We start from the raw sequence: 25,344 nt of genomic DNA, 5'->3' as shown, positions 1-25,344 counted from the left end.
CCATGACCCGCACCGCGCGCTTCACCCTCGACCCGGCCTTCACCGTCGGCGCCGTCGACCCCCGGCTCTTCGGCTCCTTCGTCGAGCACCTCGGCCGCTGCGTCTACGACGGCATCTTCGAGCCCGGCCACCCGTCGGCGGACGGGGCCGGACTGCGCACCGACGTCCTGGATCTCGTCCGCGAACTCGGCGTCACCGCCATTCGCTACCCCGGCGGCAACTTCGTCTCCGGCTACCGCTGGGAGGACAGCGTCGGCCCCGCCGCCGAGCGTCCCCGCCGCCTCGACCTCGCCTGGCGCTCCACCGAGACGAATCGTTTCGGCCTCTCCGAGTACATCGACTTCCTCAGGAAGATCGGCCCGCAGGCCGAACCGATGCTCGCGGTCAACCTCGGAACCCGGGGCGTCCAGGAGGCCATCCAGCTCCAGGAGTACGCCAACCACCCGTCCGGCACGGAGCTCTCCGACCGCCGCGCCGCCCACGGCGACAAGGAGCCCTTCGGCATCAAGCTGTGGTGTCTGGGCAACGAGATGGACGGCCCGTGGCAGACCGGCCACAAGACCGCCGAGGAGTACGGGCGGCTCGCGGCCGAGACGGCACGCGCGATGCGGCAGATCGACCCCTCCGTCCAGCTCGTCGCCTGTGGGTCCTCCAGCCGCGCCATGCCGACGTTCGCGGCCTGGGAGGCGACGGTGCTCGCCGAGACCTACGACCTCGTCGACTACGTCTCGCTGCACGCCTACTACGAGGAGACCGACGGCGACCGTGACTCCTTCCTCGCCTCGGCCGTCGACATGGAGTCCTTCATCGAGAGCGTCGTCGCGACCTGCGACCACGTGGGGGCGCGCCTGAAGTCCACGAAGAAGATCAACCTCTCCTTCGACGAATGGAACGTCTGGTACCAGAAGCGCTTCCAGCAGGAGACGGAGGAGAACCCTCTCGACTGGCCCGAGGCGCCGCGGCTGCTGGAGGACAACTACAGCGTCACGGACGCCGTCGTCTTCGGCAGCCTGCTCATCGCGCTGCTGCGCCACGCGGACCGGGTGACCGTCGCCTGTCTCGCCCAGCTGGTCAACGTGATCGCGCCGATCATGACCGAGCCCGGCGGACCGGCCTGGCGGCAGACCACCTTCTTCCCCTTCGCCCAGGCCGCTCGGTACGGACGGGGCCAGGTCCTGGACGTACGGGTGGACTCGCCCACGTACGGGACGGCGAAGTACGGCGAGACGGACCTGCTGCACGCCACCGCCGTACGCGACCCGGAGACGGGTGCCGTCACGGTGTTCGCCGTCAACCGCAGCCAGGACGCCGCGCTGCCCCTCGAAGTCGTCCTGACGGGACTGGAGCTGGACCGGGTCGCCGAGCACCAGGTCGTCGCGGACGCCGACCCGGAGGCCCGGAACACCCTCGCCGAGCCCGAGCGGGTCGTCCCGCACACCGCCGTGGGCACGGAGCTGGCAGGCGGCACGCTGAAGGCCGTGCTGGAGCCGCTGTCCTGGAACATGATCCGGCTGGTGTGACAACGCCGTACGGCGCCCTCCCCGCTCGGGGGAGGGCGCCGTACGCGTGACGGTCAGCGGGCCGAGAAGGCGTGCACCGTCGTCGAGCGGTACGTCTCACCGGGCCGCAGCACCGTCGAGGGGAACGACGGCTGGTTGGGGGAGTCCGGGAAGTGCTGGGACTCCAGGCAGAACGCGTCGCCCTGGCGGTAGACCCGCCCCGAGGTGCCCGTCAGCGTGCCGTCGAGGAAGTTCCCCGTGTAGACCTGCATGCCGGGCTCCGTCGTGTACATCTTCATCACCCGGCCGGAGCCGGGGTCCGTCACGGTCAGCGCGTACTCGGGGCGGGCCGTGATCCCCTTGTCCAGCACGTAGTTGTGGTCGATTCCCTGTCCGTAGCCCACCTGCTCGTGCGGGGTGCGGACGGCCTCCCCGATGGCCCGGGACCGCCGGAAGTCGAACGGCGTACGCGCCACCGGCGCGAGCTCACCCGTCGGGATCAGCGTGGAGCCGACCGGGGTGTAGCGTGCCGCCGCCAGCTCCAGCAGATGCCCGTCGACGCTGCCGCTGCCCTCGCCCGCCAGGTTGAAATAGGTGTGGCTGGTCAGATTGAGGACGGTGGCGCGGTCCGTCGTCGCCGTGTAGTCGATGCGCCACTCACCCCGGGAGGTGAGGGTGTAGACGACACGGACGGCGAGCGCGCCCGGGTAGCCGGCCTCGCCGTCCGGGCTGGTCCTGGTCAGGACCAGCCCGACGTCGCCGTGGCCGGTGAACGGCTCCACGTCCCAGACCCGCTTGTCGAAGCCCTGGTCACCCCCGTGGAGGCTGTTGGGGCCGTCGTTGACGGGCAGTTGATGCGTGACCCCGTCGAGGGTGAAACGCCCCTCGGCGATGCGGTTGCCGTACCGCCCGATCAGCCCCCCGAAGTACGGGGACTTCGCCACGTAGTCCGGAAGGTTGTCGAAGCCGAGCGCGACGTTCTCCGTGCGGCCCCTGCGGTCGGGGGTCTCCAGGGAGTGGACGACACCGCCCCAGGAGAGGACCTTCAGCCGGGTCCCGCCGTTGGCGAGGGTCCAGCGGTGCACCTTCGTCCCGTCGGACAGCGTGCCGAAGAGCTCCCTGGACGGGGTGCGCCCGGTGGCCGCGGCGTGCGCGGCCGGGGCGCCCGCCGCCACGGCCAGCCCGGCGGCGGCCGTGGCCGCCAGGACAGTACGTCTGCTGGTTCCGGTCGTGAAGGTCATGAACAACTCCTGTGGTGAGAAGGGGTGTTACGAGCCGACCTTGCGCTTGTTCCAGACGTCGAAGCCGACCGCCGCCAGCAGCACAGCGCCCTTGATGACCTGCTGCCAGTCGGTGCCGATGCCGACGAGGTTCATACCGTTGTTGAGCACGCCCAGGACCAGACCACCGATGATCGCGCCGAGGACCGTGCCGACGCCGCCGCTCATCGACGCGCCGCCGATGAACGAGGCGGCGATGGCCTCCAGCTCGAAGTTGAGGCCGGCCTTGGGCGAGGCCGCGTTGAAGCGGGCGGCGAAGACCAGGCCCGCCAGGGCCGCGAGCATGCCCATGTTCAGGAAGACCAGGAAGGTGACCTTCTTGTCCTTCACGCCCGACAGCTTGGCCGCGGGCAGGTTGCCGCCGATCGCGTAGATGTGGCGGCCGATGATCGCGTTGCGCATCAGGTAGCCGAACCCGACGACCAGCACGCCCAGGATGAGCAGCACGACCGGGGCGCCCTTGTAGCTGGCGAGCAGCAGCGTGACGACCAGGACGGCGGCGACCAGGGCGACCAGCTTCAGCAGGAACAGCTTGACCGGCGGCACGTCGAGGGCGAACTCCTGCTGCCGCTTGCGGTCGCGGACCTCCTGGAAGACCACGAAGGCGATCAGCGCGAAGCCCAGGAGCAGCGTGAGGTTGTGGTAGTTGGTGTCGGGACCGACCTCGGGCAGGAAGCCGTTGGCTATCTTCTGCAGGTCCTTCGGGAAGGGGCCGAGGGTCTGGCCCTTCAGGAAGATCTCCGTCAGACCGCGGAAGAGCAGCATGCCCGCGAGGGTCACGATGAACGACGGTATGCCGAGATAGGCGATGAAGAACCCCTGGACCGCACCGGCGACGGCGCCGATGGCCAGGCACAGCACCACCGCGAGCGGCCAGGAGAGATCGTTCTCGACCATCAGCACGGCGGACATCGCGCCGATGAACGCGGTCAGTGAGCCGACCGAGAGGTCGATGTGGCCCGCGATGATGACGAGCATCATGCCGATCGCGAGGATCAGGATGTAGCTGTTCTGCAGCACCAGGTTGGAGACGTTGCGCGGCAGCAGCAGGTCGCCGCCCGACCACACCGCGAACAGCACCACGATCAGGCCGAGAGCCATCAGCATGCCGTACTGGCGCATGTTGCGGCGCATGCCGCCGATCATCAGCTGCAGCAGGCCGTCGCCGGAGGCCGATCCGCCTCTGCCGGGCGGCGCGGGGGCCGGGGTCTTGGCGGTCGTGTCCGTGCTCATCGCGTTACCTCTTTGTCCTTCGTCATCTGACGCATCAGCGCTTCCTGCGAGGCCTCGGCCCGCGAGAACTCACCCGTCAGCCGTCCCGCGGCCATCGTGTAGATGCGGTCGCACATGCCGAGCAGCTCCGGCAGTTCGGAGGAAATGAAGACGACCGCCTTGCCCTGGGCGGCCAGCTGGTCGATGACCGTGTAGATCTCGTACTTGGCACCCACGTCGATGCCGCGTGTGGGCTCGTCCAGGATCAGCACCTCGGGACCCGCGAAGATCCACTTGCTGAGGACGACCTTCTGCTGGTTGCCGCCGGACAGCTTGCCCACCGGCTCGAAGACGGTCGGCGCCTTGATGTTCATGGACGTGCGGAAGCCCTCGGCGACCTGCCGCTCCCCGTGCTCGTCGACCACACCTCGCTTGGAGACCTTGCCCAGCGCGGTCAGCGAGATGTTCCGGTTGATGGTGTCGATGAGGTTGAGGCCGTAGTGCTTGCGGTCCTCGGTGGCGTACGCGATGCCGTGCTTGACCGCCTCCGGGACGGTCTTCGTACGGATCTCGGTGCCGTCCTTGAGGACGGTGCCGCCCGCGTACCGGCCGTAGGAGCGACCGAAGACGCTCATCGCCAGCTCGGTGCGGCCGGCGCCCATGAGCCCGGCGATACCGACGATCTCGCCGCGCCGCACCTCGATGGAGACGTCGTCGACGACCTTGCGCTGCTGGTCGATCGGGTGGTGCACGGTCCAGTTGCGGATCTCCAGGGCGGGCGCGGTCCCCTCCTCCGGGTGGTGCGGCGTCCGCTCCGGGAAGCGGTTCTCCAGGTCGCGGCCGACCATCCCGCTGATGATCCGGTCCTCGGTCGTCTCCTTCGCCTTCACGTCGAGCGTCTCGATGGAGTGCCCGTCGCGGATGATCGTGACCGAGTCGGCGACCCGGCGGATCTCGTTCAGCTTGTGCGAGATGATGATCGAGGTCATGCCCTGTTCCTTCAGCTGAAGGATCAGGCTGAGGAGCTTGCCGCTGTCCTCGTCGTTGAGCGCCGCCGTCGGCTCGTCGAGGATGAGCAGCTTCACCTTCTTCGACAGCGCCTTGGCGATCTCCACCAGCTGCTGCTTGCCCACGCCGATGTCGGCGACGCGGGTCTCGGGGTGCTCGTCGAGGCCGACCCGGCGCAGGAGTTCGCCGGCGTGCCTGAGGGTGTCGTTCCAGTTGATCAGTCCGCGCTTGGCGTGTTCGTTGCCGAGGAAGATGTTCTCCGCGATGGAGAGGTACGGCACCAGCGCCAGCTCCTGGTGGATGATCACGATGCCGTGCTCTTCGCTCGCCCGGATGTCCTTGAACCGGCATGCCTCGCCGTCGAAGAGGATGTCCCCCTCGTAGCTGCCGTGCGGATGGACTCCTGAGAGCACCTTCATCAGGGTCGACTTGCCGGCGCCGTTCTCGCCGCAGATGGCGTGGACCTCGCCCTGACGGACGGTCAGTGTGACGTCCGAAAGCGCTTTGACACCGGGAAAGGTCTTGACGATCGAGCGCATTTCCAGGACGGGTCCCGCCATGGTCTTGCCTTCCAATCCTTGAGGGGGCCCGGTTACTTGAGGTCGTTCTCGCTGTAGTAGCCGTCGTCGATGAGGGCTTCCTTGTAGTTGGCCTTGTCGACGCTGACCGGCTGCAGCAGGTAGGCGGGGACGACCTTGACGCCGTTGTCGTACGACTTGGTGTCGTTGGTCTCGGGCTTCTTGTCGTTCAGTGCGGCGTCGACCATGCCCGAGGCGACCTTGGCGAGCTTGCGCAGGTCCTTGTAGACGGTCTGGGTCTGCTCACCCGCGATGATCGACTTCACGGACGCGAGCTCCGCGTCCTGACCCGTGACGACCGGCATCGGCTTGGCCTTGGAGCCGTAGCCGTCCGACTTCAGGGCGGAGAGGATGCCGATGGAGATGCCGTCGTACGGCGAGAGCACGGCGTCGACCCGGGCGCTGCGGTAGGTGGACGTCAGCAGGTCGTCCATGCGCCTCTGCGCGGTGCCGCCGTCCCAGCGGAGGGTGGTGACCTGGTTGAGGGCGGTCTGCTTCGACCTGACGACCAGCTCGCCCTTGTCCACGTACGGCTTGAGGACGTTCATCGCGCCCTGGAAGAAGTACTTGGTGTTGTTGTCGTCGTTCGAACCGGCGAACAGCTCGATGTTGAAGGGGCCCTTCTTGCCGTCCTTCAGGCCGAGCTTGTCCGCGATGTACGTGCCCTGCAGCTCGCCGACCTTCTCGTTGTCGAACGAGGCGTAGTAGTCGACGTTCTCCGTGCCGAGGATCAGCCGGTCGTAGGAGATCACCGGGATGTCGGCGTCCTTGGCCTGCTGCAGCACGTTGTTGAGGGACTTGTTGTCGATCGCGGCGATGATCAGGGCGTCCACACCCTGCGTGATCATGTTCTCGATCTGAGAGACCTGCTGGTCCGGGTCGTCCTCGCCGTAGACGAGCTTGGTCTTGTAGCCCTTGCCCTTCAGCTCCTTCACGACGTTGGCGCCGTCGGAGATCCAGCGCTCGGAGGACTTGGTCGGCATCGCGATGCCGATGGTGGCGCCGTCGGTACCGCCCTCCTTCTCCTCGCTGCCGCCCTCGCCGCTCTGGCCGCAGGCGGTCAGAGTGAGTGCGAGGGAGGCGGCGGAGGCTATGGCGGCAAGTGCGGCTCTGCGGTTGCGCATAGTCATCATCCTTGATGTGGGTCAGGCCTCGGTCCGGTGGTGCCGGAAGGCTGAGGGGCGTCGACCGAGAACAGGTGTTGTGGGATTGTGCGCGGCTGTGTCTTTTTTTGGGGAGAGTGTTTCCGAAGCGTTATGACGAGATCTCGAACCGGTTGAGCGGGCCCGGCAGTCGGCTGCCGAGCGCAGCCATGCCCTCGTCCGCCCCGTGCCGCGCGAGGAGGTCCAGCGCGAGCCGGCCGCGCCGCACCCGCTCCTTCGCGGTGGCCAGCGCCATCTCCCGCAGGTGCTGGCCGTACGGGTAGATCCCAGGCGCCTTGGAGAGGCCGAACTTCAGGTACAGCGGCGCGCCGCGCCGGATCAGTTCGGCGACCTCGTACATCCGCACATAGCCGCCCAGGTCGTCCGGGGCCTCGATGTAGAGGTCCATCGGAGCCCGGGAGACCCGGCGGATCTCGGTGAACTGGGCCAGCGTCAGGTCCGACGGGATGTTGATGGAGTCGGCGCCGAGCTGCTCGAACACGGCGTACGAGGCCGGGTTCACCGGCCCGATGAGCGCCGACACCTTGAAGGTGGTGTCGGCGGGCAGGGCACCCCGCTCACGCAGTCGGTGCAGGGTCCACAGCACGCCCTCGTCGGCCACGAGCAGGCACTTCACGCCCAGCCCGGCGGCGCGCAGTGCGTCCTCCACGCAGCCCGCCAGGGCGTCGTGCCCCCGGGAGCGCAGCCCGGCGCCGCCGGAGTCCGTACGGACGGACGCGCCGGTGTCCCAGGTGCCGCGCGGGCCGGTGAACAGGCAGAGCTCGATGTCCCGTTCGGCGCAGCCCTCCACCATCTCGGTGATCTCCGCGTCGGTCAGCATCCAGATGCCGCTGCCCTGGCTGATGCGGTGGACCGGGACGTCGAGCCTCGCGGACTCCTTGAGTACGACGCCGAGGGCCTCCGGACCCTCCACGGACGGCACCTCGGTGCGCCAGCTCCCGCCGTCGGGGAAGGAGTGCGGGGAGGCGTCGGCCGGGGACAGCGGCGCCGGGCCGAGACCGAGCGCGGTGAGCGCGGCGTCACCGGGACGGCGGGCGCCGGCGGCACCGGGGGAAGAGACAGGGGCGTCGTTCACGACTGGTCCTTCATGTTCGGTATTTCGGACGACATTCGGATCTTTGGGAGTGCGCCGGTACGGAGGCGGTCAGGACGCCGCCGTACCGGCACACGGATCGGGGCGGGCCCGTCACGGCCGCAGCAGCACCTTCCCGGTCTCCGGGTCCCCGGACCCCACCAGCGCGACCGCCTCGGCGAACCGCTCCAGCGGGAACTCGTGGGTGATCAGCGGTGCCGGATCGAGCAGCCCGGCCGTGAACGCCCGCACCGCGTAGGACCAGGCCGCCGACGGCGCGCCGAAGACGCTGCGCACGGTGAGCTGGCTCAGCGACAGGTGCACCGGGTCGATGCCCACGGCGCCCGGGGTGAACATCCCGGTGAGCACCACCCGCCCGCCGCGCCGCGCCAGCAGGCACGCGTCGGCCGCGGTGGACGGCGCTCCGGCCGTCTCCACGACCAGGTCGTAGCGGCCCCGCACCTCCTCGGCCTCCTTGGGGACCCGGGCCTCGCTCGCTCCGAAGTCCAGGGCCTGCGCGGCCCGTCCCTCCCTCGGGTCGATCACGGTGAGCTCCGCGGGCGAGACCGCCGCCAGCAGCTGCACGGCCAGCAGGCCGAGCGTGCCCGCGCCCAGGACGGCGATCCGCTCACCCGGCTCGGGCGCCCCGGCCCGTACCGCCGCCGCGATCACCGCGGCGGGCTCCAGCAGCGCCGCCGCGCGCAGATCGGCGTCGTCGGCCAGCGGGTGCAGCAGTCGCGCGGGGACCACCAGGTGGTCGGCGAACGCGCCGGGCCGGGTGAACCCCGTCTCGTCGTACCCCGCCGTGCACAGGGAGGTCTCCCCGTGACGGCAGCGCTCGCAGCACCCGCAGGCCCGGAAACCCTCGGCGACCGTGCGCCGTCCGGTCAGCGCGGGATCGACGCCCTCACCGACCGCGTCGACGGTCCCCGACCACTCGTGACCCGGCACCACGGGATAGCGCACATAGGCGGGGTCGCGGTGGCCGTCGTACACCTCGCGGTCGCTCATGCAGATCCCGGCCGCGGCGACCCGCACCCTGACCTCACCGGGGCCCGGCTCCGGGAGCGGCCCCTCGGTCAGCGTGTGGCTGCCTGGCCGCTCGACGGTCAACGAGCGGGAGAAGGCCGTCACTTGGGCTGCCTCTTCTCCCAGCCGTCCGCCCACAGGTCGAACCGCGCCTGCTGCTGCGGGAATTCCGCCGCCGCGTCCACGTCCAGCTCGACGCCGAGCCCGGGCGCGTCGGAGAGTTCGAAGCAGCCGGTGGCCGGGTCGACGGTCGGGGCGCCCTTGACGACCTTCTTGATGTCGGCGTCCGCGAAGTCGTTGAAGTGCTCGAGGATCTTGAAGTTGGGGGTGCAGCCGGCCACCTGGAGGCTCGCCGCGGTCAGCACCGAACCGCCCACGTTGTGCGGGGCGATCAGCATGTAGTGGGTCTCCGCCGTCGCCGCGAGCTTGCGGGTCTCCAGGATGCCGCCGATGTGGCCGACGTCCGGCTGGATGATGTCGACGGCCTGCGACTCGAAGAGCTCGCGGAACTCGATCCGGTCGTGGATGCGTTCACCGGTCGCGATCGGCATGTCGACCTTCTCCGCGACCTTGCTCAGCGCCTTGAGGTTCTCCGGCGGCACCGGCTCCTCCAGCCAGGCCGGGGTGAACGGCGCCATCTCGCGCGCGATCCGCACCGCCGTCGACGGGCTGAACCGCCCGTGCATCTCCAGCATCAGCTCGGTGTCGGGCCCGATGGCGTCCCGCACGGCCTCGATGAGGGACACGGCGTAACGCGTCTCCTCCTGGCCGAGCTCGAAGTGTCCCGTACCGAAGGGGTCGATCTTCAGCGCCCGGTAACCGCGCTCGACGACTCCCTGCGCCGCCTTGTGGTACGCCTCCGGGGTGCGCTCGGTGGTGTACCAGCCGTTGGCGTACGCCTTGACCCGGTCGGTGACCTTCCCGCCGAGCAGCTGCCACACGGGGACGCCGAGCGCCTTCCCCTTGATGTCCCAGCAGGCCATCTCGATGACCGCGATGCCGGACATCACGATCTCGCCGGCGCGGCCGTAGTCGCCGTACTTCATGCGCTTGACGAGGTCCTCGACCGCGAACGGGTCGGAGCCGTTGATGTGGTTGGCCGACGCCTCACGCAGATAGCCGAGCAGTGCGTCGGTGCGGCCCAGCATCCGGGTCTCGCCGACGCCGGTGAGCCCCTCGTCGGTGTGAACCTGGACGTAGGTGAGGTTGCGCCACGGCGTGCCGACGACATGCGTACTGATTCCGGTGATGCGCACGAGCAATGCCTCTCAACGTGTTCGGTATTTCGTCACTCGTTCGAAATGCTGGCGTGACGTTAATGACGGGCCAGGGGACGTGTCAATGGTTAGCGCAAGTACGCTGACGCCATGAGTGATCTCGGGGTGGGTTTCGGGTACTTGATCAAGGGCCAGCGCTGGGTCTTCGGACACGGCCGGTGGTTCGGCTTCGGCCTGCTGCCCGCGCTGGTCACCCTCGTCATCTACGCGGGCGCGCTGGTCGGACTCGGCTACGGCGCCGACGACTTCGTCGCCTGGGCCACGCCGTTCGCCGACGACTGGTCCTCGCCCTGGCTGGGGCTCCTGCGCAACACCCTGGTCGTCCTGGTCTTCGTGTTCGGGACGTTCCTCGCGGTCATCACGTTCACCGCGGTGACCCTGCTGGTCGGCCAGCCCTTCTACGAGTCGCTCTCCGAGGAGGTCGACCGCAGCGAGGGCGGTGACGTGCCCGAGTCGGGTCTGCCGCTCTGGCGTGAGCTGTGGATCTCCGCCCGCGACTCCGTCCGCGTCCTGCTGCGCGTCGCGCTCTACGGGGTGCTGCTCTTCGCCCTCGGGTTCATCCCCGTCGTCGGACAGACCGTGATCCCCGTCCTCGGCTTCTGCGTCTCCGGCTACTTCCTGTCCGAGGAGCTCACCGGCGTCGCCCTCCAGCGCCGCGGCATGGTCCTGAAGGACCGGCTCGCGCTGCTGCGGGGCCGCCGCATGATGGTCCTGGGCTTCGGGGTCCCGCTCGTGCTCGCCTTCCTCGTCCCCTTCGTGGCCGTGCTCCTCATGCCGGGCGCCGTCGCCGGAGCCACGCTGCTGGCCCGCGAGCTCACGGCGCCGCCCGCGCCCGGCCCGGAGCCGGTCCCCTCGTCGCCGTACACCCTCCACAAGGGCTGAGGAGGCCCCCGGGCCGGCCGGTCCGGGGGCCCGCTCCGGGTCAGGCGCCGTGGACCTCCAGCGCCGTCCGGACCGCGGACTCCAGGGCGCCCTCGATCCAGGCCGGCTTGATGGACGTGTGGCAGCCGGCGAAGTGCAGCGGGCCCTCAGGCGTCCGCACGTCCGGGAACAGCTCGGTGTGCTGCCCCGGCAGCAGCACGGACGCCTCGCCGTACGCGTACGGGTCACGCATCCAGGACTGGGTGCGGCCGACGCCCGTGTAGAACACCTCGATCCGCTGCCCGTACACGTCCTGGACGCCGCCCAGGGTGTGCGGATAGCGCTCGTCGTCCTCCAGCGAGTCCCACTTCAGGGCGTCGTCGGCCCAGCTGTACGAGGCGAGCAGGACCCCGCCCTCGCAGCCCTCGATCCGGTGCGAGGGCTGGTACATGAACCGGTTGGCGTTGTCGGTCACCGACCCGCCGCCGATGACATGGGCCGCCTCGGGCTGGTCACGGGCGGTGGACCGGCAGGCCCCGTAGTGCACCCGCTGGTCGGGCGGGATGTGGCCGCGCGGCACGGAGGGGTGCGCCCCCAGCAGCGAACCGTCGGCCGGGGCCTTCCCCGCCCGGTACTCCTCGTACAGCCCGGGCCGCACCGCTCCCAGCTCGCGCTTCCAGTCCGCCTCGTCGAACTCCCACCAGCGGCGGCTGAATTCGAGCAGCACCTTGGTCGCCGCGTCGTAGTGGACCTCGGTGACCGCGCGCCGCTTGCCGTACGAGAGCGCCGGGACGACCGGGATGTGCCGCAGCCCGGAGAAGGGCACCGTGACGATGGCCCGGTCGCCGGTGAAGGTCTCCCGGACCACGGGCCCGCCCCGCCCCTCGGAGACCGTCTCCACGCTCACCCCGTCCTCGGAGTGGCTGATCCGGGTGGCCCGGCGGTCCAGGTGCACCAGGTCCTTCACCTGCGCGTACATCGCGTCGGCCAGGGTCGCCGTGCCGTCGGGCAGCTCGAAGAAGGAGGTCGCGGGGCTGATCAGCGACGCCCCGATGAAGCTGTGCAGGAAGGCGAGATGGAGCCGCGAGGTCATGTTCTCGACGGTGCCGATGAGGTCGATGGTGCGCTCGTCGAGCTTGGCCACCTCGGTCATGTACCGGTACATCGACCAGTGCCCGTAACGCTGGAGCACGGTCGCCCAGCCCTGGACCAGGGCGCTGCCCTCCTTGCCCTCGATCTCCGCGCGTACGGGAGCGAACGCGTCCCGCACGATCTGCGAGGCGGGGGTGTTCTCGTAGGCCGCGGGGACGCCGAAGGAGCGGTTGACCGCCTGCGGCTTCGCGGCGTAGTCGGCGCGGCGGACGCGGACGCCGTTGACATGGATCCAGGTGCGGTTGGCGGGACGCCCTTCGCTGTCCACGTCGGTCAGGTGGAAGCGCCGGGTCTTCAGCCCGAGATGGGCCATCAGCCCGGTGACCAGCGGGTGGCTGTCCGGGATGCGCATGGCGCCGGCTTCCGCGTACTGCTTCGGATCGGCGAAGGGCGGCTCCGACTGCTCGTGGCCGCCGGCCCGGAAGGTCTTGATACGGCCGCCGACACGGTTGCCGTTGGCCTCGATCACGGTGACGTCGTGACCGGCCTCGTGGAGCAGCCGCGCCGCCGTGAGTCCGGCCGGCCCCGCGCCGACGACCAGCACCTTCTTACGAGCGGCACGGGTGCGGGGCAGGCCCTTGCCCAGCAGGACCTCACGGTAACCGGGCACCAGGTCCCGGTCGTTCTCGTCGCGCACGAGGATGGCGCGCGCGACGAGGAGAGCGGCTTCCCGGTCGGACGCGGGCGCCGCTCCCGGCGCCGTGGCCCCTGCGTACGGGGCGGCGCCGGTCACGGCGAGGACCGCGGCACCGGCCGTGGCGCTCGCGATCACGGCACGGCGGGAAGGCAGGGCGGATGACGATTCATCAACGGGTGAGGTCATGTTGATTACCCTGCTGTGCGGGACCGGCCGAGACCGTCGCGGACGCGCGCCCACCGCTCCGATTCACCCGGTGGTGATCTTGATCGACGGGTGTTGACCCGCGGCGGAACAGCGGGAGTTGAGGCTCAGCGCACGGAGAAGCCGTACACCGTCGTGGAGACGAACTCCTCGCCCGGACGCAGCACCGTGCTCGGGAACTCCGGGTGGTTCGGCGAGTCGGGGAAGTGCTGTGTCTCCAGCGCGATCCCCGCGCACGCCCCGAACGGACCGTCGTCGATGTGGTCGGCGGTGTACAGCTGGAGCCCCGGCTCCGTCGTACGCACCGTCAGCAGACGGCCGGACGAGGGGTCGTACAGCTCGGCGACCGGCTCGTCGCCGGTCTCCTCCAGCACGTAGTTGGTGTCGTAGCCGGGCCCCACAGGCTTCGGCTCCCGGAAGTCGAACCGGGTCCCCTCCACCGGCAGGAGCTCGCCCGTGGGGATCGACTCCTCGTCCCCCGGCGTGATCTGCCGTGCCGTGAGCCGCAGTTCGTGCCCGAGCGCGCTCCCGCTGTCCGCCCCGGCCAGATTCCAGTACGTGTGGTTCGTCAGGTTCACCACGGTCGGCGCGTCCGTCGTCGCCCGGTAGACGATCCGCAGCGCGCCGTCCTGGTCCAGGGTGTACGTCACCGAGACCGCCAGGCGCCCCGGGAAGCCCTCCTCGCCGTCCTCGGAGACCAGGGAGAGCCGCACACCGTCCGGCACCTCCTGGGCGTCCCACACCCGCTTGTCGAAACCGCGCTCGCCGCCGTGCAGGGTGTTGCGGCCCTCGTTCGGCGTCACCCGGTGCGTATGCCCGTCGAGGACGAAGGAGCCGCCCGCGATCCGGTTCGCGTACCGCCCGACGGTGGCGCCGAAATACGGGCCCGTGTGCGTCTCGTACCCCTTGACGTCCGGCAGCCCCAGGGCCACCTCGGCGCGGGTGCCGTCCCGCCCGGGCACCACGACGGACTGCACCACGGCGCCGTACGTCAGCACCCGCACCCGCGTCCCCCCGCGCTCCAGGGTCCAGCGCCGGACCGGCGTGCCGTCGTCGAGCGTGGAGAAGTCTTCGCTGTGTACCGCTGCACCCGTAGTCATGATCAATAACCTTAAGGCCGACCGGCCGCCGTGACCTTGCGGTAAGCGATTTCTGCCAGCCTGGCCTGGCCGTTGCGGCCCGGATGGAACCAGTCCCACTCGCTGAGCTGCGCACCGGTGAACCGGTAGTCGAAGACCGCCCCGCCGTCGTAGCGGCAGAGCTCGTCCCGCGCACACACGTCCCGCAGCGCCTCGTTGTACGCGACGACCCGCGCCAGCACCGCGTCGCGCCGCGCGACGGCCGCCGCCCCCATGTCGTCGGCGTCGCCCAGCATCGACCGGCAGATCCCCAGCTTCCAGATCTGCTTGCCCAGCGGGTTCTCCCGCCCGGTGGACCAGAGCCGCTTGAGATCCGGCACGCTCGACACGTACACCTGCGACTTCGGGGCCGAGGCCCGCAACTGCCGCATCGACGCCTCGAAGGAGGCCCGGAAGTCGGCCACCGGAGTCATCAGCCGCACCGAGTCCCGGCAGGCGTCGTTCGCGCCGATCATCACCGTGACCAGCTCCGGCCGGTCCTTCGCGGCCAGCGCCATCTGCTCCGGCAGCTGCGCGATCCTGGCACCCGAGACGGCGTGGTTCCAGCTGTGCGAGGCCGCCTTCGACGCCCCCAGCAGGCGTACGGCGAGGCTGCGCACCCCGCCGTCGGTCCCGGTCGCCCAGGACACCTCGGGACAGTCGGACAGCACCGAGCAGGCGTCGAAGCCCCGGGTGATGGAGTCCCCGACGGCCGCGATGGAGGCGGGGCTCGCGTCCCACGCCGGCGTCGGCGAGGGGGAAGGGCTCCGTGGGCCCGTGGTGTTCCGCGACTCCGTGCCCCCGTCGGAGGTGCAGCCCGTGAGCGCGGCCGCAGCGACGAGCGCGACCGCCGCCAGAGGGGCTGCGGCGCCGCGGGCACGGCGGCGTGGCGAACGCTCAGGCATCCCTGTCTCCCCTTCGGTCACACGGGTGATTGTGCCCCTGGCACACCCGGACAGCCCCAGGTGGCGGGCCCTCGCGCCCTCGCGGGTGAATGCTGAGCGAATCATGGGTCCGGGACCGACGGTACGTCACACAACCGACCCCGGCGCACGGTAGCTTTTCCCCGTCGAACCAGTGGCGCCCGACCGGCACGCGGACGAATCGGCGGGTCCGGTAAGTTATCTCACGTCACATACTGTCCTTTTTCTGGAGATTCACTCCCGATGCTGTTTACTGATGACAACCTCGGGAGCCGGCCGGGAAGAGACCGTACGGGCGCGAGGCCGCTGGGGAAGGCGAACCTCGTCCCACACTGGAGGTCCCGGTGACGACACGTGGAGTCCTTTACGTTCACTCCGCACCGCGCGCGCTGTGCCCGCATGTCGAATGGGCGGTGGCGGGCGTACTCGGTGTGAGGGTCCAGCTGGACTGGACCAGACAGCCGGCCGCGCCCAACACCTGGCGGTCCGAATTCTCCTGGAAGGGCCGGGCGGGCACGGCTTCGGAGCTGGCCTCGGCCCTCCGCGGCTGGGACCTGCTGCGCTTCGAGGTGACGGCGGAGCCGTGCACCACGGCGGAGGGCGAGCGCTACAGCTCCACGCCGGGCCTCGGCATCTTCCACGCCGTCACCGGCATGCACGGGGACATCCTGGTCCCGGAGGACCGGCTGCGGGCGGCTCTGGCGCGGTCCCTGAACGGCGAGACGGACCTGGAGGCCGAGGTCGCCAAGCTCCTCGGCAAGCCGTGGGACGACGAGCTGGAGTCCTTCCGTCACGCCGGCGAGGGCGCGCCCGTGCGGTGGCTGCACCAGGTGGTGTGACGGTCCACCGCCCCTGCCCGGCTCCGTGCCTCAGCCCGCGCTGAAACGTTTTGCCTCAGATGGCGGAACTGCCCGGGGCGGGGCGCCGGGGAACGGCCTGCGGCATGCGCGAGGCCCGCCTCCCGACGGGGGAAGCGGACCTCGCGGCAGGATCAGCCGGTCAGACCGAACGGAACGCCAGCACCACGTTGTGGCCACCGAAGCCGAACGAGTTGTTGATCGCGGCGATCGAACCCTCCGGCAGCGCGCGCGGCTCACCGCGCACGACGTCCGCGTCGACCGCCTCGTCGAGGTCGTCGACATTGATGGTGGGCGGCGCCATCCGGTTGTGCAGCGCCAGGACCGTCGCCACGGTCTCGATACCGCCCGCGCCACCCAGCAGGTGGCCCGTCATGGACTTCGTGGCGGAGATCGCGACATGGTCCAGGTCGTCGCCCAGCACCGCACGCAGCGCCTTGATCTCCGCGACGTCGCCCTGCGGCGTCGACGTGGCGTGCGCGTTCAGGTGGACGACCTCCGACGGCTTGAGATCCGTGGAGTCCAGCAGGTTCTGCATCGCGGCGGCGATCCCGCGCCCGGTGGGCTCGGGCTGCGCGATGTGGTGGGCGTCCGCGGACAGACCCTGGCCCAGCACCTCGCAGTAGACCTTGGCGCCACGCGCGGCGGCGTGCTCCGCGGACTCCAGGATCACGACGCCGGCGCCCTCGCCGAGGACGAAGCCGTCACGGGCCGTGTCGTACGGACGCGAGGCCTTCTCGGGCTCGTCGTTGCTCTTGGACATCGCCATCATGTTGGCGAAGGCCGCGATCGGCAGCGGGTGGATGGCCGCCTCGGTGCCACCGGCGACGACCACATCGGCACGGCCGGTGCGGATCATCTCGACGGCGTACCCGATTGCCTCGGCCCCCGACGCGCAGGCGGAGACCGGGGTGTGGACACCCGCTTGGGCGTTGACCTCCAGGCCGACGTTGGCGGCCGGGCCGTTGGGCATGAGCATGGGAACGGTGTGCGGGGAGACGCGGCGTACGCCCTTCTCCTTCAGCACGTCGTACTGGTCGAGCAGGGTGATCACGCCGCCGATGCCGGAGGCGATGACCGAGCCCAGACGCTCGGGCTGGATCTTCTCGTCCTCACCGGCCTTGCCGGTGAAGCCGGCGTCCGCCCACGCCTCGCGGGCGGCGATCAGCGCGAACTGCGCCGAGCGGTCCAGCTTGCGGGCGAGCGGTCGGGGCAGTACCTCGCCGGGATCGACGGCCGCGAGGGCGGCGATCCGGACGGGCAGTTCGGCGAAACGTTCGCCCTCGAGAGGCTTGACGCCGGAACGGCCGGCCATCAGACCTTCCCAGGTCGATGCGGAGTCGCCACCCAGCGGAGTGGTTGCGCCGATACCGGTGACGACCACGGTGCGATTGGTCGGGCTCACTGGAAAATCTTCTCCACGTGTAGAGGGAATCAGCGGCGCCACCGCCGGGTGGCGACACACGGGACGGGCTGGGATCAGCCCTGGTGCTTCAGGATGTACTCGGCGGCGTCGCCGACCGTCTTGAGGTTCTTGACGTCCTCGTCGGGGATCTTGACGTCGAAGCGCTCTTCGGCGGCGACGACGACCTCGACCATGGACAGCGAGTCGACGTCCAGGTCGTCGGTGAAGGACTTGTCCAGCTGGACGTCCTCGACCGGGATACCGGCGATCTCGTTGACGATCTCGGCGAGACCGGTGACGATCTCTTCCTGAGTGGCGGCCATGTTGGCGCTCCTTCGATATGTTTCTGCAGGGTTCGGGCGTGCGGACCGTAAGGTCCGGTGTGCCTAGGGGAGGGTAACGACCGTCGCGGCGTAGACGAGACCCGCCCCGAAGCCGATGATGAGCGCCGTGTCGCCGCTCTTGGCCTGACCGGTCGCCAGAAGCCGCTCCATTGCGAGCGGAATCGAGGCGGCCGACGTGTTGCCGGTGGTTTCCACGTCACGGGCGACCGTGACGTGCTCCGGCAGCTTGAGCGTCTTCACCATCGAGTCGATGATCCGCATGTTTGCCTGGTGCGGAATGAAGACATCCAGGTCCTCCGGGGAGATCCCGGCCGCTTCCAGCGCCTGCTGGGCGACCTTCGCCATCTCGAAGACGGCCCAGCGGAAGACGGCCTGGCCCTCCTGCGTGATGGCCGGGAACTTGACCTCGCCCCGTTCGTTGAGCGGCAGGTTCGAGACGTCGCCGATGTGGAAGTCGTTCCACGCCACGGTCTGCTTGATCGTCTCGGACTTGTCGCCCTCGGAGCCCCAGACCGTGGGGCCGATGGCCGGCTCCTGGGACGGGCCGACCACGACCGCGCCCGCGCCGTCGCCGAACAGGAAGGCCGTCGCGCGGTCCTCCAGGTCGGTGAGGTCGCTGAGCCGCTCGACGCCGATGACGAGCACGTACTCCGCCGAGCCCTCGACGATCATGCCCTTGGCGAGCGTGAGGCCGTAGCCGAAGCCCGCGCAGCCGGCCGAGATGTCGAAGGCGGCGGGCTTGCCCGCGCCGATCCTGTGCGCGATGTCGGTCGCGACGGCGGGGGTCTGCTTGAAGTGCGAGACCGTGGAGACGATGACTCCGCCGATCTGCCCGGGATCGATGCCGGCGTCCGCGATCGCCTTGCCGGAGGCCTCCACGGACATCATGGACACGGTCTCCTCGTCGGAGGCCCAGTGCCGGGTGGCGATACCGGAGCGGGAGCGGATCCACTCGTCGGACGAGTCGATCGTCTCGAGGATCACCTCGTTGGGCACGACACGGGTCGGGCGGTAGCCGCCCACACCCATGATCTGTGCGTACGGGGCGCCCTTGCTGGGCTTGATCTTCGACATGCTCTCGGGCTCCTTAGGCGCCTGCGTGCTCGGAGATGAGCGCGCGGGCCGCGTCGAGGTCGTCGGGGGTCTTGAGCGCGAGGGTCTTCACACCGGGCAGCGCGCGCTTGGCGAGCCCGACCAGGGTCCCACCAGGGGCGGCCTCGATGAGTGCAGTGACACCGAGCTCGGCGAAGGTCTCCATGCACAGGTCCCAGCGGACCGGGTTGGCGACCTGGCCGACGAGCCGCGAGATGACCTCGTCGCCGGTGGCGACCGTCTTCCCGTCGGCGTTCGACACGTACGTGATCTTCGGGTCGGTGACCGTCAGAGCGGTGGCGGCCTCACGCAGCTTGTCCACGGCCGGAGCCATGTGGTGCGTGTGGAACGCGCCGGCCACCTGGAGCGGCACCACGCGGCGTACGCCCTCAGGCTTGTCCTCGACCAGCGCGGCGATCTGCGCCGCGGTGCCGGCGGCGACGATCTGCCCGCCGCCGTTGACGTTGGCCGGGGTGAGCCCCAGCTTCTCCAGGTGCGGGACCGTGACGTCCGGCTCCCCGCCGAGGAGCGCGGCCATGCCGGTCTCGGTCACCGCGGCGGCCTCGGCCATGCCGAGACCCCGGGTGCGTACGAAACGGAGTGCCGCCTCGTCGTCGATGACACCGGCCAGCGCGGCGGCGGTGATCTCACCGACGCTGTGTCCGGCGACGACGCCGGGGGAGGCGTCCAGGGCGGCGGCGGAGAGGAGGCCCGCGGCGACCAGCAGCGGCTGAGCCACCGCCGTGTCGCGGATCTCGTCCGCGTCGGCCTTCGTGCCGTAATGGGCAAGGTCGAGCCCGATGGCGTCGGACCATCCCGCGATGCGGTCGGCGGCACCGGGGAGTTCGAGCCAGGGAGTCAGGAAGCCGGGCGTCTGAGCGCCTTGGCCGGGAGCGACGAGTACGAGCACCCTCACACTCTCTCTTGTGGACGGCCCCGGATGCCCGTGGGGACAGGGACGAAGAACCGTCAGGGGAATTGTTGAAGTTCGACAAAAGTCTAGGACTGAGTGTCCCCGGCGGCCAAGCGCCCCAGGATGAGGGCGATCCGTAGCGTGAACGCGGAACGGACGTCGGAGGGTGACCAGCCGGTGACGTCGGTCACACGTCGCAGCCGGTAGCGCACGGTATTGGGGTGCACGAACAGCATCCGTGCCGCGCCCTCAAGACTGCTCGCCTGCTCCAGATACACACTCAGCGTCTCCAGAAGTGCCGAACCCGCTTCTTCGAGCGGTCTGTAGATCTCCTCCACCAGCTGATCGCGCGCGGCGGGGTCTCCCGCCATCGCACGCTCCGGAAGGAGATCGTCCGACAGTACGGGCCTCGGAGCGTCCTGCCACGCCGAGCAGGCTTTGAGACCGGCGGCCGCGGCTTGCGCGGACCGGGTGGCCGCGAGGAGGTCGGGCACCACGGGCCCGGCGACGACGGGACCGGCCGCATACGGTCCGATCAGCGACTTCGCGACGTTCAGGGGGTTGTCGCTGCCGCCCGCGATCACCACCAGACGGTGTCCGAGGACCCCGGTCAGGACCTGGAGCTTCGCGTGCCTGGCCGCCCGCCGGATCGCCTCCACGGTGAGCTCGCTGTCGCCCTCGGGGGCGGTGCCGAGGACGACACACACATGCTCGGGGGAGTTCCAGCCGAGGGCGGCGGCCCGGGACACGGCGCCCTCGTCCGCCTCGCCGGACAGCACCGCGTTCACCACGAGCGACTCCAGGCGGGCGTCCCACGCGCCGCGGGCCTCGGCGGCCTGCGCGTAGACCTGTGCGGTCGCGAAGGCGATCTCGCGCGCGTAGACGAGCAGCGCCTCGCGCAGCACCGACTCGTCGCCGGGCGCCGCGACCTCCTCGATCGCGGTCTCCATGACCTCGATCGTCGTACGCACCATCTCGACGGTCTGGCGCAGGGTGATCGCCCGCGTCAGCTCGCGCGGAGCCGTGCCGAACACATCGGTGGAGATGGCCTGCGGTGTCTCCGGGTGCCGGAACCACTCGGTGAACGCGGCGATACCGGCCTGGGCGACCAGGCCGATCCAGGACCGGTTCTCCGGTGGCATCGCCCGGTACCACGGCAGCGTCTCGTCCATGCGGGCGATGGCGTTCGCGGCCAGCCGGCCGGAGGACTGCTCCAGGCGTTTCAGGGTCGCGGCGTGGAGATGGGGGTCATGCGAGGCGGGCTGCTCAGGATCGGGTCGGGGCACGACACAAGACTGCCTCATCGGGACAGGTGCCCGGAGGGGCGGGGCGGAAGACCGGCCGACGGGGATACCTTGGTGGCGTGATGGACGTACGCCGCTCCGGGGACCGGTTCCGCGGCGGGGACCCGGCCACGGGTGACTCCGCGGGCATCGAGACGCTGCACGCATTCTCCTTCGGGCGGTTCTACGACCCGGACAATCTGCGCTTCGGGCCGATCCTGGCCTGCAACGAGGAGCGTCTCGCCCCGGGCGCCGGCTTCGACGAGCATCCGCACAGCCACACCGAGATCGTCACCTGGGTGGTGGAGGGTGAACTCACCCACCGCGACTCGGCCTCGCACGCCACCGTCGTACGGGCCGGGGACGTCCAGCACCTCAGCTCGGCCGCCGGGGTGCGGCATGTCGAGCGCAACGACGGGGAACACCCGCTGACGTTCATCCAGATGTGGCTGGCCCCTCTGCGGGCCGGCGGGGAGCCGTCCTACACACACGTCGCCGGGATCGCCGATTCCACCCCCTACGCCCTCCCCGAGGCGGGCGCCATGCTCCATGTGCGCCGGCAGTCCGAGGGCGAGCGGACCGCCGTGCCCGACGCGGCGGGTGTCTACGTCCACGTCGTACGGGGCCGCGTGCTCCTCGCGGGCGAGGAGCTGGGGCCGGGCGACTCGGCCCGGATCACGGAGTCCCGGGGGCTGGAGCTGGAGGCGCTGGAACCGGCCGAGACGCTGCTCTGGGAGCTCGCCGAGGTGTGAGGCCACGGCCTCCCCAGCAGCCCGAGTTCGAGTGCCCTGACCACCGCGTGCGTGCGGTCGCCGACGTCGAGCTTGGCGAAGACCCGCAGCAGATGCGTCTTCACCGTGGCCTCCGTGATGACCAGCCGGCGGCCGATCTCCACGTTGGACAGCCCGTCCGCCACCGCGCCCAGCACGTCCACCTCCCGTCTCGTCAGCGTCACCGGGGCCGGCATCCGCATCCGGGCCACCAGCCGCGCCGCGACGCGCGGAGATCCATCAGCGCCACGTCGGGCTCCAGCCGTTCGACGAGCCCCACGGCCGCCCGGCCGTCCTCGGCCTCACCGACGGCGATCGCGCGTCCCGCGTGCCGGGCGCTCCATCGGGACATGCGTACAGGTGGTTGTCTCATGCCGGAAAGCCTGGCCGGAGGGGCCCCGCCCCCGACACGACCTCCCGACTGAACCTGTTGTCCACCACCCGGTGGACAAGGCCGCGTCCTCGTTGGGAACTTACGGACGGAAGACGGGCCCTGGAGAGGGGTCGGACTGTCCGCAGCTTCCCCATGACCGCCCGCGCGCTACTGCTTGCCTGTGCCGACGGGGTCCACCGTTACCTGCTGGTCGGCGCCGTCGGCGATCTGGAGGCGGAGGGAGACCGACAGGGCCTTGGAGTGCGTCTCGTCGGGCGGGGTGACCTCGATGGCGCTGACGTACACGCCCGTGCCCTCGGCCGCCGGGTAGTGAAGGGTGAAGCGGGTCGTCTCTCCGTTGCCGAGGTTGACGACCGGGGCGTTGAGCTCACTGCGCTTGGCGCTCAGGGGCCCGGAGGCGTCCTGGGACCTCAGGTCGACTCCGGGGAAGCCCTTGAGGGTACAGGCGTCGCCGGTGTTCTTGAGGCTGACGAGGAGGTCGCCCTCGCCCATGCCGTGAGCGGTGCCGAAGTCGAGGTCCGCCGTCTTGCAGGTGCCTGTGGTGACCTGTCCGTTGCCGCTGCCGGCGGCGGACTCCGTCGTGGCCGAGTCGCCACCGGTGGTCGAGGTGTTCAGCCCGGAGTCGCTGCTGCCCCCAGAGGTCCCAGAGGCCTCGGACGACGACGAGGACGAGGACGAGGACGAGGTGGCCGACGAGGACGAGGACCTGGAGTCGCTCGTGCTCGCGGCGGAGTCCTCGTTCCCCTGGCAGGCGGTGAGCGAGAGTCCCGCGGTGAGGACCAGAACGGCGAGGGTGAGGTTCTTGGTGCGCATCGTTTCTTCCTTGCGGTCGGTGCCGTCCGCCCGGTACGAGCGAGCGTTACTGATCACCAAGACCCGCAGCGGTCCCTGGGCCGTTCCTCCCGGCCGCCCCCTAATACGTGCCCGTTACATGCGATTACGCGGTACGGGGGTGCAGCCGCCGGTCGCGCACCGCCCGGGCCCCCGGCTCGCGCACCGCTGTCAGGCCCGTGAAATGGGGCCCGGGCGCCAGGGGGAGAGGGGCGTCGTCATGCACCTGCCGACGGTTTCCGGACTCCTGAGCGTAGGTGCCGGCGGCTGGGACAGACCCGTGACCCGGCGCCCCTTGAACATCATCGGCGGCACGATCTCTTCACCCGCGCCACACCTCATGGTTCCACCGGTACGTGACTGCCCGTGGACAGCGGGGAGGATGGAGACCTACTTCTGAGGGAGCTCGCAATGGCCGTTGTCCACCGCACCACCATGACGCCCACCAAGCTGGAGCTGCTCACCGGCTGGCTGCCCAGGCAGGACTGGTACGTCGGCGAGACGGAGACGCCGGAACTGGCCCGGGTCGGTGGTTTCCGCCTGGACGACCCGGAGGGCGCCGTCGGGATCGAGTTCATGGTCGTGGTGGACACCACCGCGCCGGACCCCGTGGCGTACGCGGTCCCGCTGGGCTACCGGGGCGAGGCGCTGGAAGGCGCCCGGGCCGAGGCGCTGATCGGTACCTCCGAGCACGGGGTGCTCGGTACCCGGTGGATCTACGACGGTGTCCACGACCCGGTCGTGACGGCGCAGTTGCGCGCGCTCCTGCGCGGGGACGCGATGCCGCAGCACCTGACCCGGAGCGACACCCCCGACCCGACCGTCACGGTGCACGGAGCCGGCCCCGAGGACGGGCACGACGTCCGGGTCAACCGCGTCCTGCGGCCGGCTGAGGCCGCGCAGGCGCCGCCCGGAGGCCTCGTCGCCGGGTGGACCTGGCCGGACGGCACGGCTGCACGGGGCGCACTCGCGGTCGTCGAGCCGTCGTGAGGGGCGGCGCGGCTCCCCGGACCTGACGTCAGCGCCGTGCCAGCGCCAGCACGCTCAGCCCGAACATCAGGACGCCCAGCGGGAGGTGGACCGACGGTATGTGCGCGATGCCGAGCACGACCTGGACCGAGGCGAGGACCAGGAAACCGGTCGCGTGCAGGACGGGGCGGAGCGAGCCGCCGCCCGGCTTCCACGCCAGCACCGCCGCGAGCAGATACAGCATCGACGCCCCGTACATGACGCGGGCCCCGACGCTGTGCAGCGTCTCCCCGTAGGACGCGGTCAGCAGCAGTCCGGCGGAGACCGCCTGAAGGAAGATGGTCAGGGTCTGCAGGGTGATCGCGATCCGCAGAAACGAGAAGCGGTACTGTGCCGTCGCCTGGGTTGCCATGCCTCGGTCCCCTTTTCCCGCCCTGGGGGCAGTAGATCGATAAGGTCTCACCAGCCCGACGACGCGGGCCCGCGAAAGGTAAGGCGAGGGGGCGGCCGGGAGCATGGGGACGGCGGGGACGAGCACCGGCGAGGCAGCCGACGAGCGGCGTCAACTGATCAATGTCGCGTACCGGTTGCTCGGTTCGCTGGCCGAGTCCGAGGACGCCGTGCAGGAGGCCTACGCACGCTGGTACGCGCTGCCGCGAAGCCGGCGGGACGAGATCGTGTCCCCAGGGGCGTGGCTGACGACCGTGACGGGCCGCATCTGCCTGGACGTGCTCGGCTCCGCACGCGCCCGGCGTGAACGCTACGTCGGGGCATGGCTGCCCGATCCGCTGCCCACCCGCGCCGAATGGGACAACGGTCCCGGCACCGACCCCGCCGACCAGATGGTCCTGGACGAATCGGTGACGATGGCCTTCCTGGTCGTCCTGGAGTCGATGACCCCGGCCGAGCGGGTGGCGTTCGTCCTGCACGACGTCTTCCGGTACCCCTTCGCCGAGATCGGCGGCATCCTCGACCGGACCCCCGCGGCCTGCAAACAGCTCGCGGCCTCCGCACGGCGGCGGGCGCGCGTCGCGCGGTCACCGGCGCCGGGGGCAGGGCAGGGCGACGCGGTGCGGCGGGTGAAGGAGGCCTGGGAGACCAAGAACATCGCGGCCCTGGTCGACCTTCTCGACCCGGCCGCCGTGATGACGGCCGACGGCGGCGGCATGGTCGGCACGGTCCTGCGCCCGGTCGAAGGCGGTGCGCGCATCGCCCAGTACATGGTCGCCATCGCCGACAAGGCTCCAGGGCTCGAACTCGTCGAGCGGTCGGTCAACGGGACACCGGGCCTGGTGGCCAGGCGTGCCGGCGCCGTCATGACCGTGGCCTCGTTCGACGTCGTCGACGGCCGCGTCACCCGGATCTGGGTGGTCCGCAATCCGGAGAAGCTGCGGCCGTGGGGGCGGGAGGGCTAGGCGCTGTCCGGCCGAGCGTGTGACGAGGCACCGGAAGGCCCTCCTGGCTTGAACGGTC

24 protein-coding genes and 1 pseudogene are annotated in these 25,344 nt (G+C 70.3%); 6 read left to right on the top strand and 19 right to left on the bottom strand.

The window, feature by feature from the left end; genetic code table 11:
• Positions 1-2 precede the first annotated feature (2 nt).
• Positions 3-1,520, top strand: coding sequence for an alpha-N-arabinofuranosidase (locus tag ACIBCU_RS03420; protein ID WP_399228916.1), 1,518 nt, complete (start codon positions 3-5; stop codon positions 1,518-1,520).
• A 53-nt stretch (positions 1,521-1,573) separates the two neighbouring features.
• Here ACIBCU_RS03420 and ACIBCU_RS03415 read toward each other — a convergent pair whose 3' ends face one another.
• The 7 genes from ACIBCU_RS03415 to ACIBCU_RS03385 all read right to left on the bottom strand — a co-directional run bounded on the left by ACIBCU_RS03415 (position 1,574) and on the right by ACIBCU_RS03385 (position 10,097).
• Positions 1,574-2,740 carry an aldose epimerase family protein gene (locus ACIBCU_RS03415; RefSeq protein WP_399228914.1) on the bottom strand — a complete coding sequence of 389 codons (1,167 nt, stop codon included), beginning with the start codon at positions 2,738-2,740 and terminating at the stop codon, positions 1,574-1,576.
• A gap of 27 nt (positions 2,741-2,767) precedes the next feature.
• Complete coding sequence (gene mmsB / locus ACIBCU_RS03410) at positions 2,768-4,012, bottom strand: multiple monosaccharide ABC transporter permease (RefSeq protein WP_362937492.1); 1,245 nt, start codon at positions 4,010-4,012, stop codon at positions 2,768-2,770.
• Positions 4,009-5,559, bottom strand: coding sequence for a multiple monosaccharide ABC transporter ATP-binding protein (mmsA, locus tag ACIBCU_RS03405; RefSeq protein ID WP_399228911.1), 1,551 nt, complete (start codon positions 5,557-5,559; stop codon positions 4,009-4,011). Before mmsA ends, mmsB begins: the two co-directional genes overlap by 4 nt.
• A gap of 32 nt (positions 5,560-5,591) precedes the next feature.
• Complete coding sequence (gene chvE, locus ACIBCU_RS03400) at positions 5,592-6,701, bottom strand: multiple monosaccharide ABC transporter substrate-binding protein (protein ID WP_399228909.1); 1,110 nt, start codon at positions 6,699-6,701, stop codon at positions 5,592-5,594.
• Positions 6,702-6,831: 130 nt separating this feature from the next.
• Positions 6,832-7,815, bottom strand: a complete 984-nt coding sequence (locus ACIBCU_RS03395) for a hypothetical protein (protein WP_399228907.1) — start codon at positions 7,813-7,815, stop codon at positions 6,832-6,834.
• A gap of 111 nt (positions 7,816-7,926) precedes the next feature.
• Complete coding sequence (locus ACIBCU_RS03390; RefSeq protein ID WP_362937480.1) at positions 7,927-8,946, bottom strand: alcohol dehydrogenase catalytic domain-containing protein; 1,020 nt, start codon at positions 8,944-8,946, stop codon at positions 7,927-7,929.
• Positions 8,943-10,097 (bottom strand): mandelate racemase/muconate lactonizing enzyme family protein, encoded by a 1,155-nt coding sequence (locus ACIBCU_RS03385; protein ID WP_362937477.1) that lies wholly within the window; start codon positions 10,095-10,097, stop codon positions 8,943-8,945. The genes ACIBCU_RS03390 and ACIBCU_RS03385 overlap by 4 nt, the downstream gene beginning before the upstream one ends.
• A gap of 111 nt (positions 10,098-10,208) precedes the next feature.
• Between ACIBCU_RS03385 and ACIBCU_RS03380 the strand changes: the two genes are divergently transcribed.
• Positions 10,209-11,000, top strand: coding sequence for an EI24 domain-containing protein (locus tag ACIBCU_RS03380; protein WP_399228905.1), 792 nt, complete (start codon positions 10,209-10,211; stop codon positions 10,998-11,000).
• A gap of 40 nt (positions 11,001-11,040) precedes the next feature.
• On the opposite strand, the gene ACIBCU_RS03375 is transcribed toward ACIBCU_RS03380, so the two are convergent.
• The 3 genes from ACIBCU_RS03375 to ACIBCU_RS03365 all read right to left on the bottom strand — a co-directional run bounded on the left by ACIBCU_RS03375 (position 11,041) and on the right by ACIBCU_RS03365 (position 14,995).
• Positions 11,041-12,954 carry an FAD-dependent oxidoreductase gene (locus ACIBCU_RS03375; protein ID WP_362937471.1) on the bottom strand — a complete coding sequence of 638 codons (1,914 nt, stop codon included), beginning with the start codon at positions 12,952-12,954 and terminating at the stop codon, positions 11,041-11,043.
• A 125-nt stretch (positions 12,955-13,079) separates the two neighbouring features.
• Complete coding sequence (locus ACIBCU_RS03370; RefSeq protein WP_399228902.1) at positions 13,080-14,072, bottom strand: aldose epimerase family protein; 993 nt, start codon at positions 14,070-14,072, stop codon at positions 13,080-13,082.
• 11 nt (positions 14,073-14,083) lie between these two features.
• The gene (locus tag ACIBCU_RS03365) at positions 14,084-14,995 is read right to left on the bottom strand and encodes an SGNH/GDSL hydrolase family protein (RefSeq protein ID WP_362937465.1); all 912 of its coding nucleotides are present in this window, start codon (positions 14,993-14,995) and stop codon (positions 14,084-14,086) included.
• Between the two features lie 362 nt (positions 14,996-15,357).
• Here ACIBCU_RS03365 and ACIBCU_RS03360 point away from each other — a divergent pair, with 362 nt between their 5' ends.
• Complete coding sequence (locus ACIBCU_RS03360; protein WP_362937462.1) at positions 15,358-15,852, top strand: DUF3145 domain-containing protein; 495 nt, start codon at positions 15,358-15,360, stop codon at positions 15,850-15,852.
• Positions 15,853-16,012: 160 nt separating this feature from the next.
• Here the strand turns inward: ACIBCU_RS03360 and fabF are convergent, their stop codons facing one another.
• The 5 genes from fabF to ACIBCU_RS03335 form a co-directional block, all read right to left on the bottom strand.
• Positions 16,013-17,275, bottom strand: coding sequence for a beta-ketoacyl-ACP synthase II (fabF, locus tag ACIBCU_RS03355; RefSeq protein ID WP_104785377.1), 1,263 nt, complete (start codon positions 17,273-17,275; stop codon positions 16,013-16,015).
• Between the two features lie 74 nt (positions 17,276-17,349).
• The gene (locus ACIBCU_RS03350; RefSeq protein ID WP_028439857.1) at positions 17,350-17,598 is read right to left on the bottom strand and encodes an acyl carrier protein; all 249 of its coding nucleotides are present in this window, start codon (positions 17,596-17,598) and stop codon (positions 17,350-17,352) included.
• Positions 17,599-17,661: 63 nt separating this feature from the next.
• Entirely contained in the window at positions 17,662-18,693 is a 1,032-nt protein-coding gene (locus tag ACIBCU_RS03345) for a ketoacyl-ACP synthase III (RefSeq protein ID WP_399228899.1), read from the bottom strand.
• Between the two features lie 13 nt (positions 18,694-18,706).
• Entirely contained in the window at positions 18,707-19,621 is a 915-nt protein-coding gene (locus ACIBCU_RS03340; RefSeq protein WP_362937452.1) for an ACP S-malonyltransferase, read from the bottom strand.
• A gap of 89 nt (positions 19,622-19,710) precedes the next feature.
• On the bottom strand, positions 19,711-20,928 hold the full coding sequence (locus ACIBCU_RS03335; protein WP_399228896.1) for a PucR family transcriptional regulator: 1,218 nt from the start codon (positions 20,926-20,928) through the stop codon (positions 19,711-19,713).
• A gap of 59 nt (positions 20,929-20,987) precedes the next feature.
• Here ACIBCU_RS03335 and ACIBCU_RS03330 point away from each other — a divergent pair, with 59 nt between their 5' ends.
• Positions 20,988-21,659: a pirin family protein gene (locus ACIBCU_RS03330; RefSeq protein WP_399228894.1), complete on the top strand. Its 672-nt coding sequence runs from the start codon at positions 20,988-20,990 to the stop codon at positions 21,657-21,659.
• 8 nt (positions 21,660-21,667) lie between these two features.
• Here the strand turns inward: ACIBCU_RS03330 and ACIBCU_RS03325 are convergent.
• From ACIBCU_RS03325 to ACIBCU_RS03315, 3 genes and pseudogenes are all read right to left on the bottom strand, one after another.
• Positions 21,668-21,913: pseudogene (locus tag ACIBCU_RS03325) on the bottom strand (LuxR C-terminal-related transcriptional regulator); the annotation flags it as partial.
• Positions 21,859-22,050: a hypothetical protein gene (locus ACIBCU_RS03320; protein WP_399228892.1), complete on the bottom strand. Its 192-nt coding sequence runs from the start codon at positions 22,048-22,050 to the stop codon at positions 21,859-21,861. The pseudogene ACIBCU_RS03325 and the gene ACIBCU_RS03320, both read right to left, overlap by 55 nt.
• A 168-nt stretch (positions 22,051-22,218) precedes the next feature.
• Positions 22,219-22,884: a DUF4232 domain-containing protein gene (locus ACIBCU_RS03315; protein WP_399228890.1), complete on the bottom strand. Its 666-nt coding sequence runs from the start codon at positions 22,882-22,884 to the stop codon at positions 22,219-22,221.
• 429 nt (positions 22,885-23,313) lie between these two features.
• On the opposite strand from ACIBCU_RS03315, the gene ACIBCU_RS03310 reads away from it, so the two are divergent.
• Positions 23,314-23,892, top strand: a complete 579-nt coding sequence (locus ACIBCU_RS03310; protein WP_362937444.1) for a 1,4-alpha-glucan branching protein — start codon at positions 23,314-23,316, stop codon at positions 23,890-23,892.
• 28 nt (positions 23,893-23,920) lie between these two features.
• Here ACIBCU_RS03310 and ACIBCU_RS03305 read toward each other — a convergent pair whose 3' ends face one another.
• Positions 23,921-24,283 carry a hypothetical protein gene (locus ACIBCU_RS03305; RefSeq protein ID WP_362937442.1) on the bottom strand — a complete coding sequence of 121 codons (363 nt, stop codon included), beginning with the start codon at positions 24,281-24,283 and terminating at the stop codon, positions 23,921-23,923.
• A gap of 103 nt (positions 24,284-24,386) precedes the next feature.
• Here ACIBCU_RS03305 and sigJ point away from each other — a divergent pair, with 103 nt between their 5' ends.
• On the top strand, positions 24,387-25,286 hold the full coding sequence (gene sigJ, locus ACIBCU_RS03300; RefSeq protein ID WP_399228888.1) for an RNA polymerase sigma factor SigJ: 900 nt from the start codon (positions 24,387-24,389) through the stop codon (positions 25,284-25,286).
• The last annotated feature ends 58 nt before the right edge of the window (positions 25,287-25,344 follow it).

The sequence above is a fragment of the Streptomyces sp. NPDC051064 genome, from assembly GCF_044455985.1.
In the GTDB taxonomy this organism is placed as follows: domain Bacteria; phylum Actinomycetota; class Actinomycetes; order Streptomycetales; family Streptomycetaceae; genus Streptomyces.
This window is presented reverse-complemented; position numbering and strand designations above follow the sequence as displayed.

Excerpts from the sequence above, each read along its gene's own strand:
- sigJ (WP_399228888.1), top strand. The coding sequence starts at position 24,387 with ATGGGGACGGCGGGGACGAGCACCGGCGAGGCAGCCGACGAGCGGCGT.
- chvE (WP_399228909.1), bottom strand. The coding sequence starts at position 6,701 with ATGCGCAACCGCAGAGCCGCACTTGCCGCCATAGCCTCCGCCGCCTCC.
- ACIBCU_RS03380 (WP_399228905.1), top strand. The coding sequence starts at position 10,209 with ATGAGTGATCTCGGGGTGGGTTTCGGGTACTTGATCAAGGGCCAGCGC.
- ACIBCU_RS03320 (WP_399228892.1), bottom strand. The coding sequence starts at position 22,050 with ATGAGACAACCACCTGTACGCATGTCCCGATGGAGCGCCCGGCACGCG.
- ACIBCU_RS03420 (WP_399228916.1), top strand. The coding sequence starts at position 3 with ATGACCCGCACCGCGCGCTTCACCCTCGACCCGGCCTTCACCGTCGGC.
- ACIBCU_RS03335 (WP_399228896.1), bottom strand. The coding sequence starts at position 20,928 with ATGAGGCAGTCTTGTGTCGTGCCCCGACCCGATCCTGAGCAGCCCGCC.
- ACIBCU_RS03415 (WP_399228914.1), bottom strand. The coding sequence starts at position 2,740 with ATGACCTTCACGACCGGAACCAGCAGACGTACTGTCCTGGCGGCCACG.
- ACIBCU_RS03365 (WP_362937465.1), bottom strand. The coding sequence starts at position 14,995 with ATGCCTGAGCGTTCGCCACGCCGCCGTGCCCGCGGCGCCGCAGCCCCT.
- ACIBCU_RS03315 (WP_399228890.1), bottom strand. The coding sequence starts at position 22,884 with ATGCGCACCAAGAACCTCACCCTCGCCGTTCTGGTCCTCACCGCGGGA.
- mmsB (WP_362937492.1), bottom strand. The coding sequence starts at position 4,012 with ATGAGCACGGACACGACCGCCAAGACCCCGGCCCCCGCGCCGCCCGGC.
- mmsA (WP_399228911.1), bottom strand. The coding sequence starts at position 5,559 with ATGGCGGGACCCGTCCTGGAAATGCGCTCGATCGTCAAGACCTTTCCC.
- ACIBCU_RS03370 (WP_399228902.1), bottom strand. The coding sequence starts at position 14,072 with ATGACTACGGGTGCAGCGGTACACAGCGAAGACTTCTCCACGCTCGAC.
- ACIBCU_RS03345 (WP_399228899.1), bottom strand. The coding sequence starts at position 18,693 with ATGTCGAAGATCAAGCCCAGCAAGGGCGCCCCGTACGCACAGATCATG.
- ACIBCU_RS03350 (WP_028439857.1), bottom strand. The coding sequence starts at position 17,598 with ATGGCCGCCACTCAGGAAGAGATCGTCACCGGTCTCGCCGAGATCGTC.
- ACIBCU_RS03305 (WP_362937442.1), bottom strand. The coding sequence starts at position 24,283 with ATGGCAACCCAGGCGACGGCACAGTACCGCTTCTCGTTTCTGCGGATC.
- ACIBCU_RS03375 (WP_362937471.1), bottom strand. The coding sequence starts at position 12,954 with ATGACCTCACCCGTTGATGAATCGTCATCCGCCCTGCCTTCCCGCCGT.
- ACIBCU_RS03310 (WP_362937444.1), top strand. The coding sequence starts at position 23,314 with ATGGCCGTTGTCCACCGCACCACCATGACGCCCACCAAGCTGGAGCTG.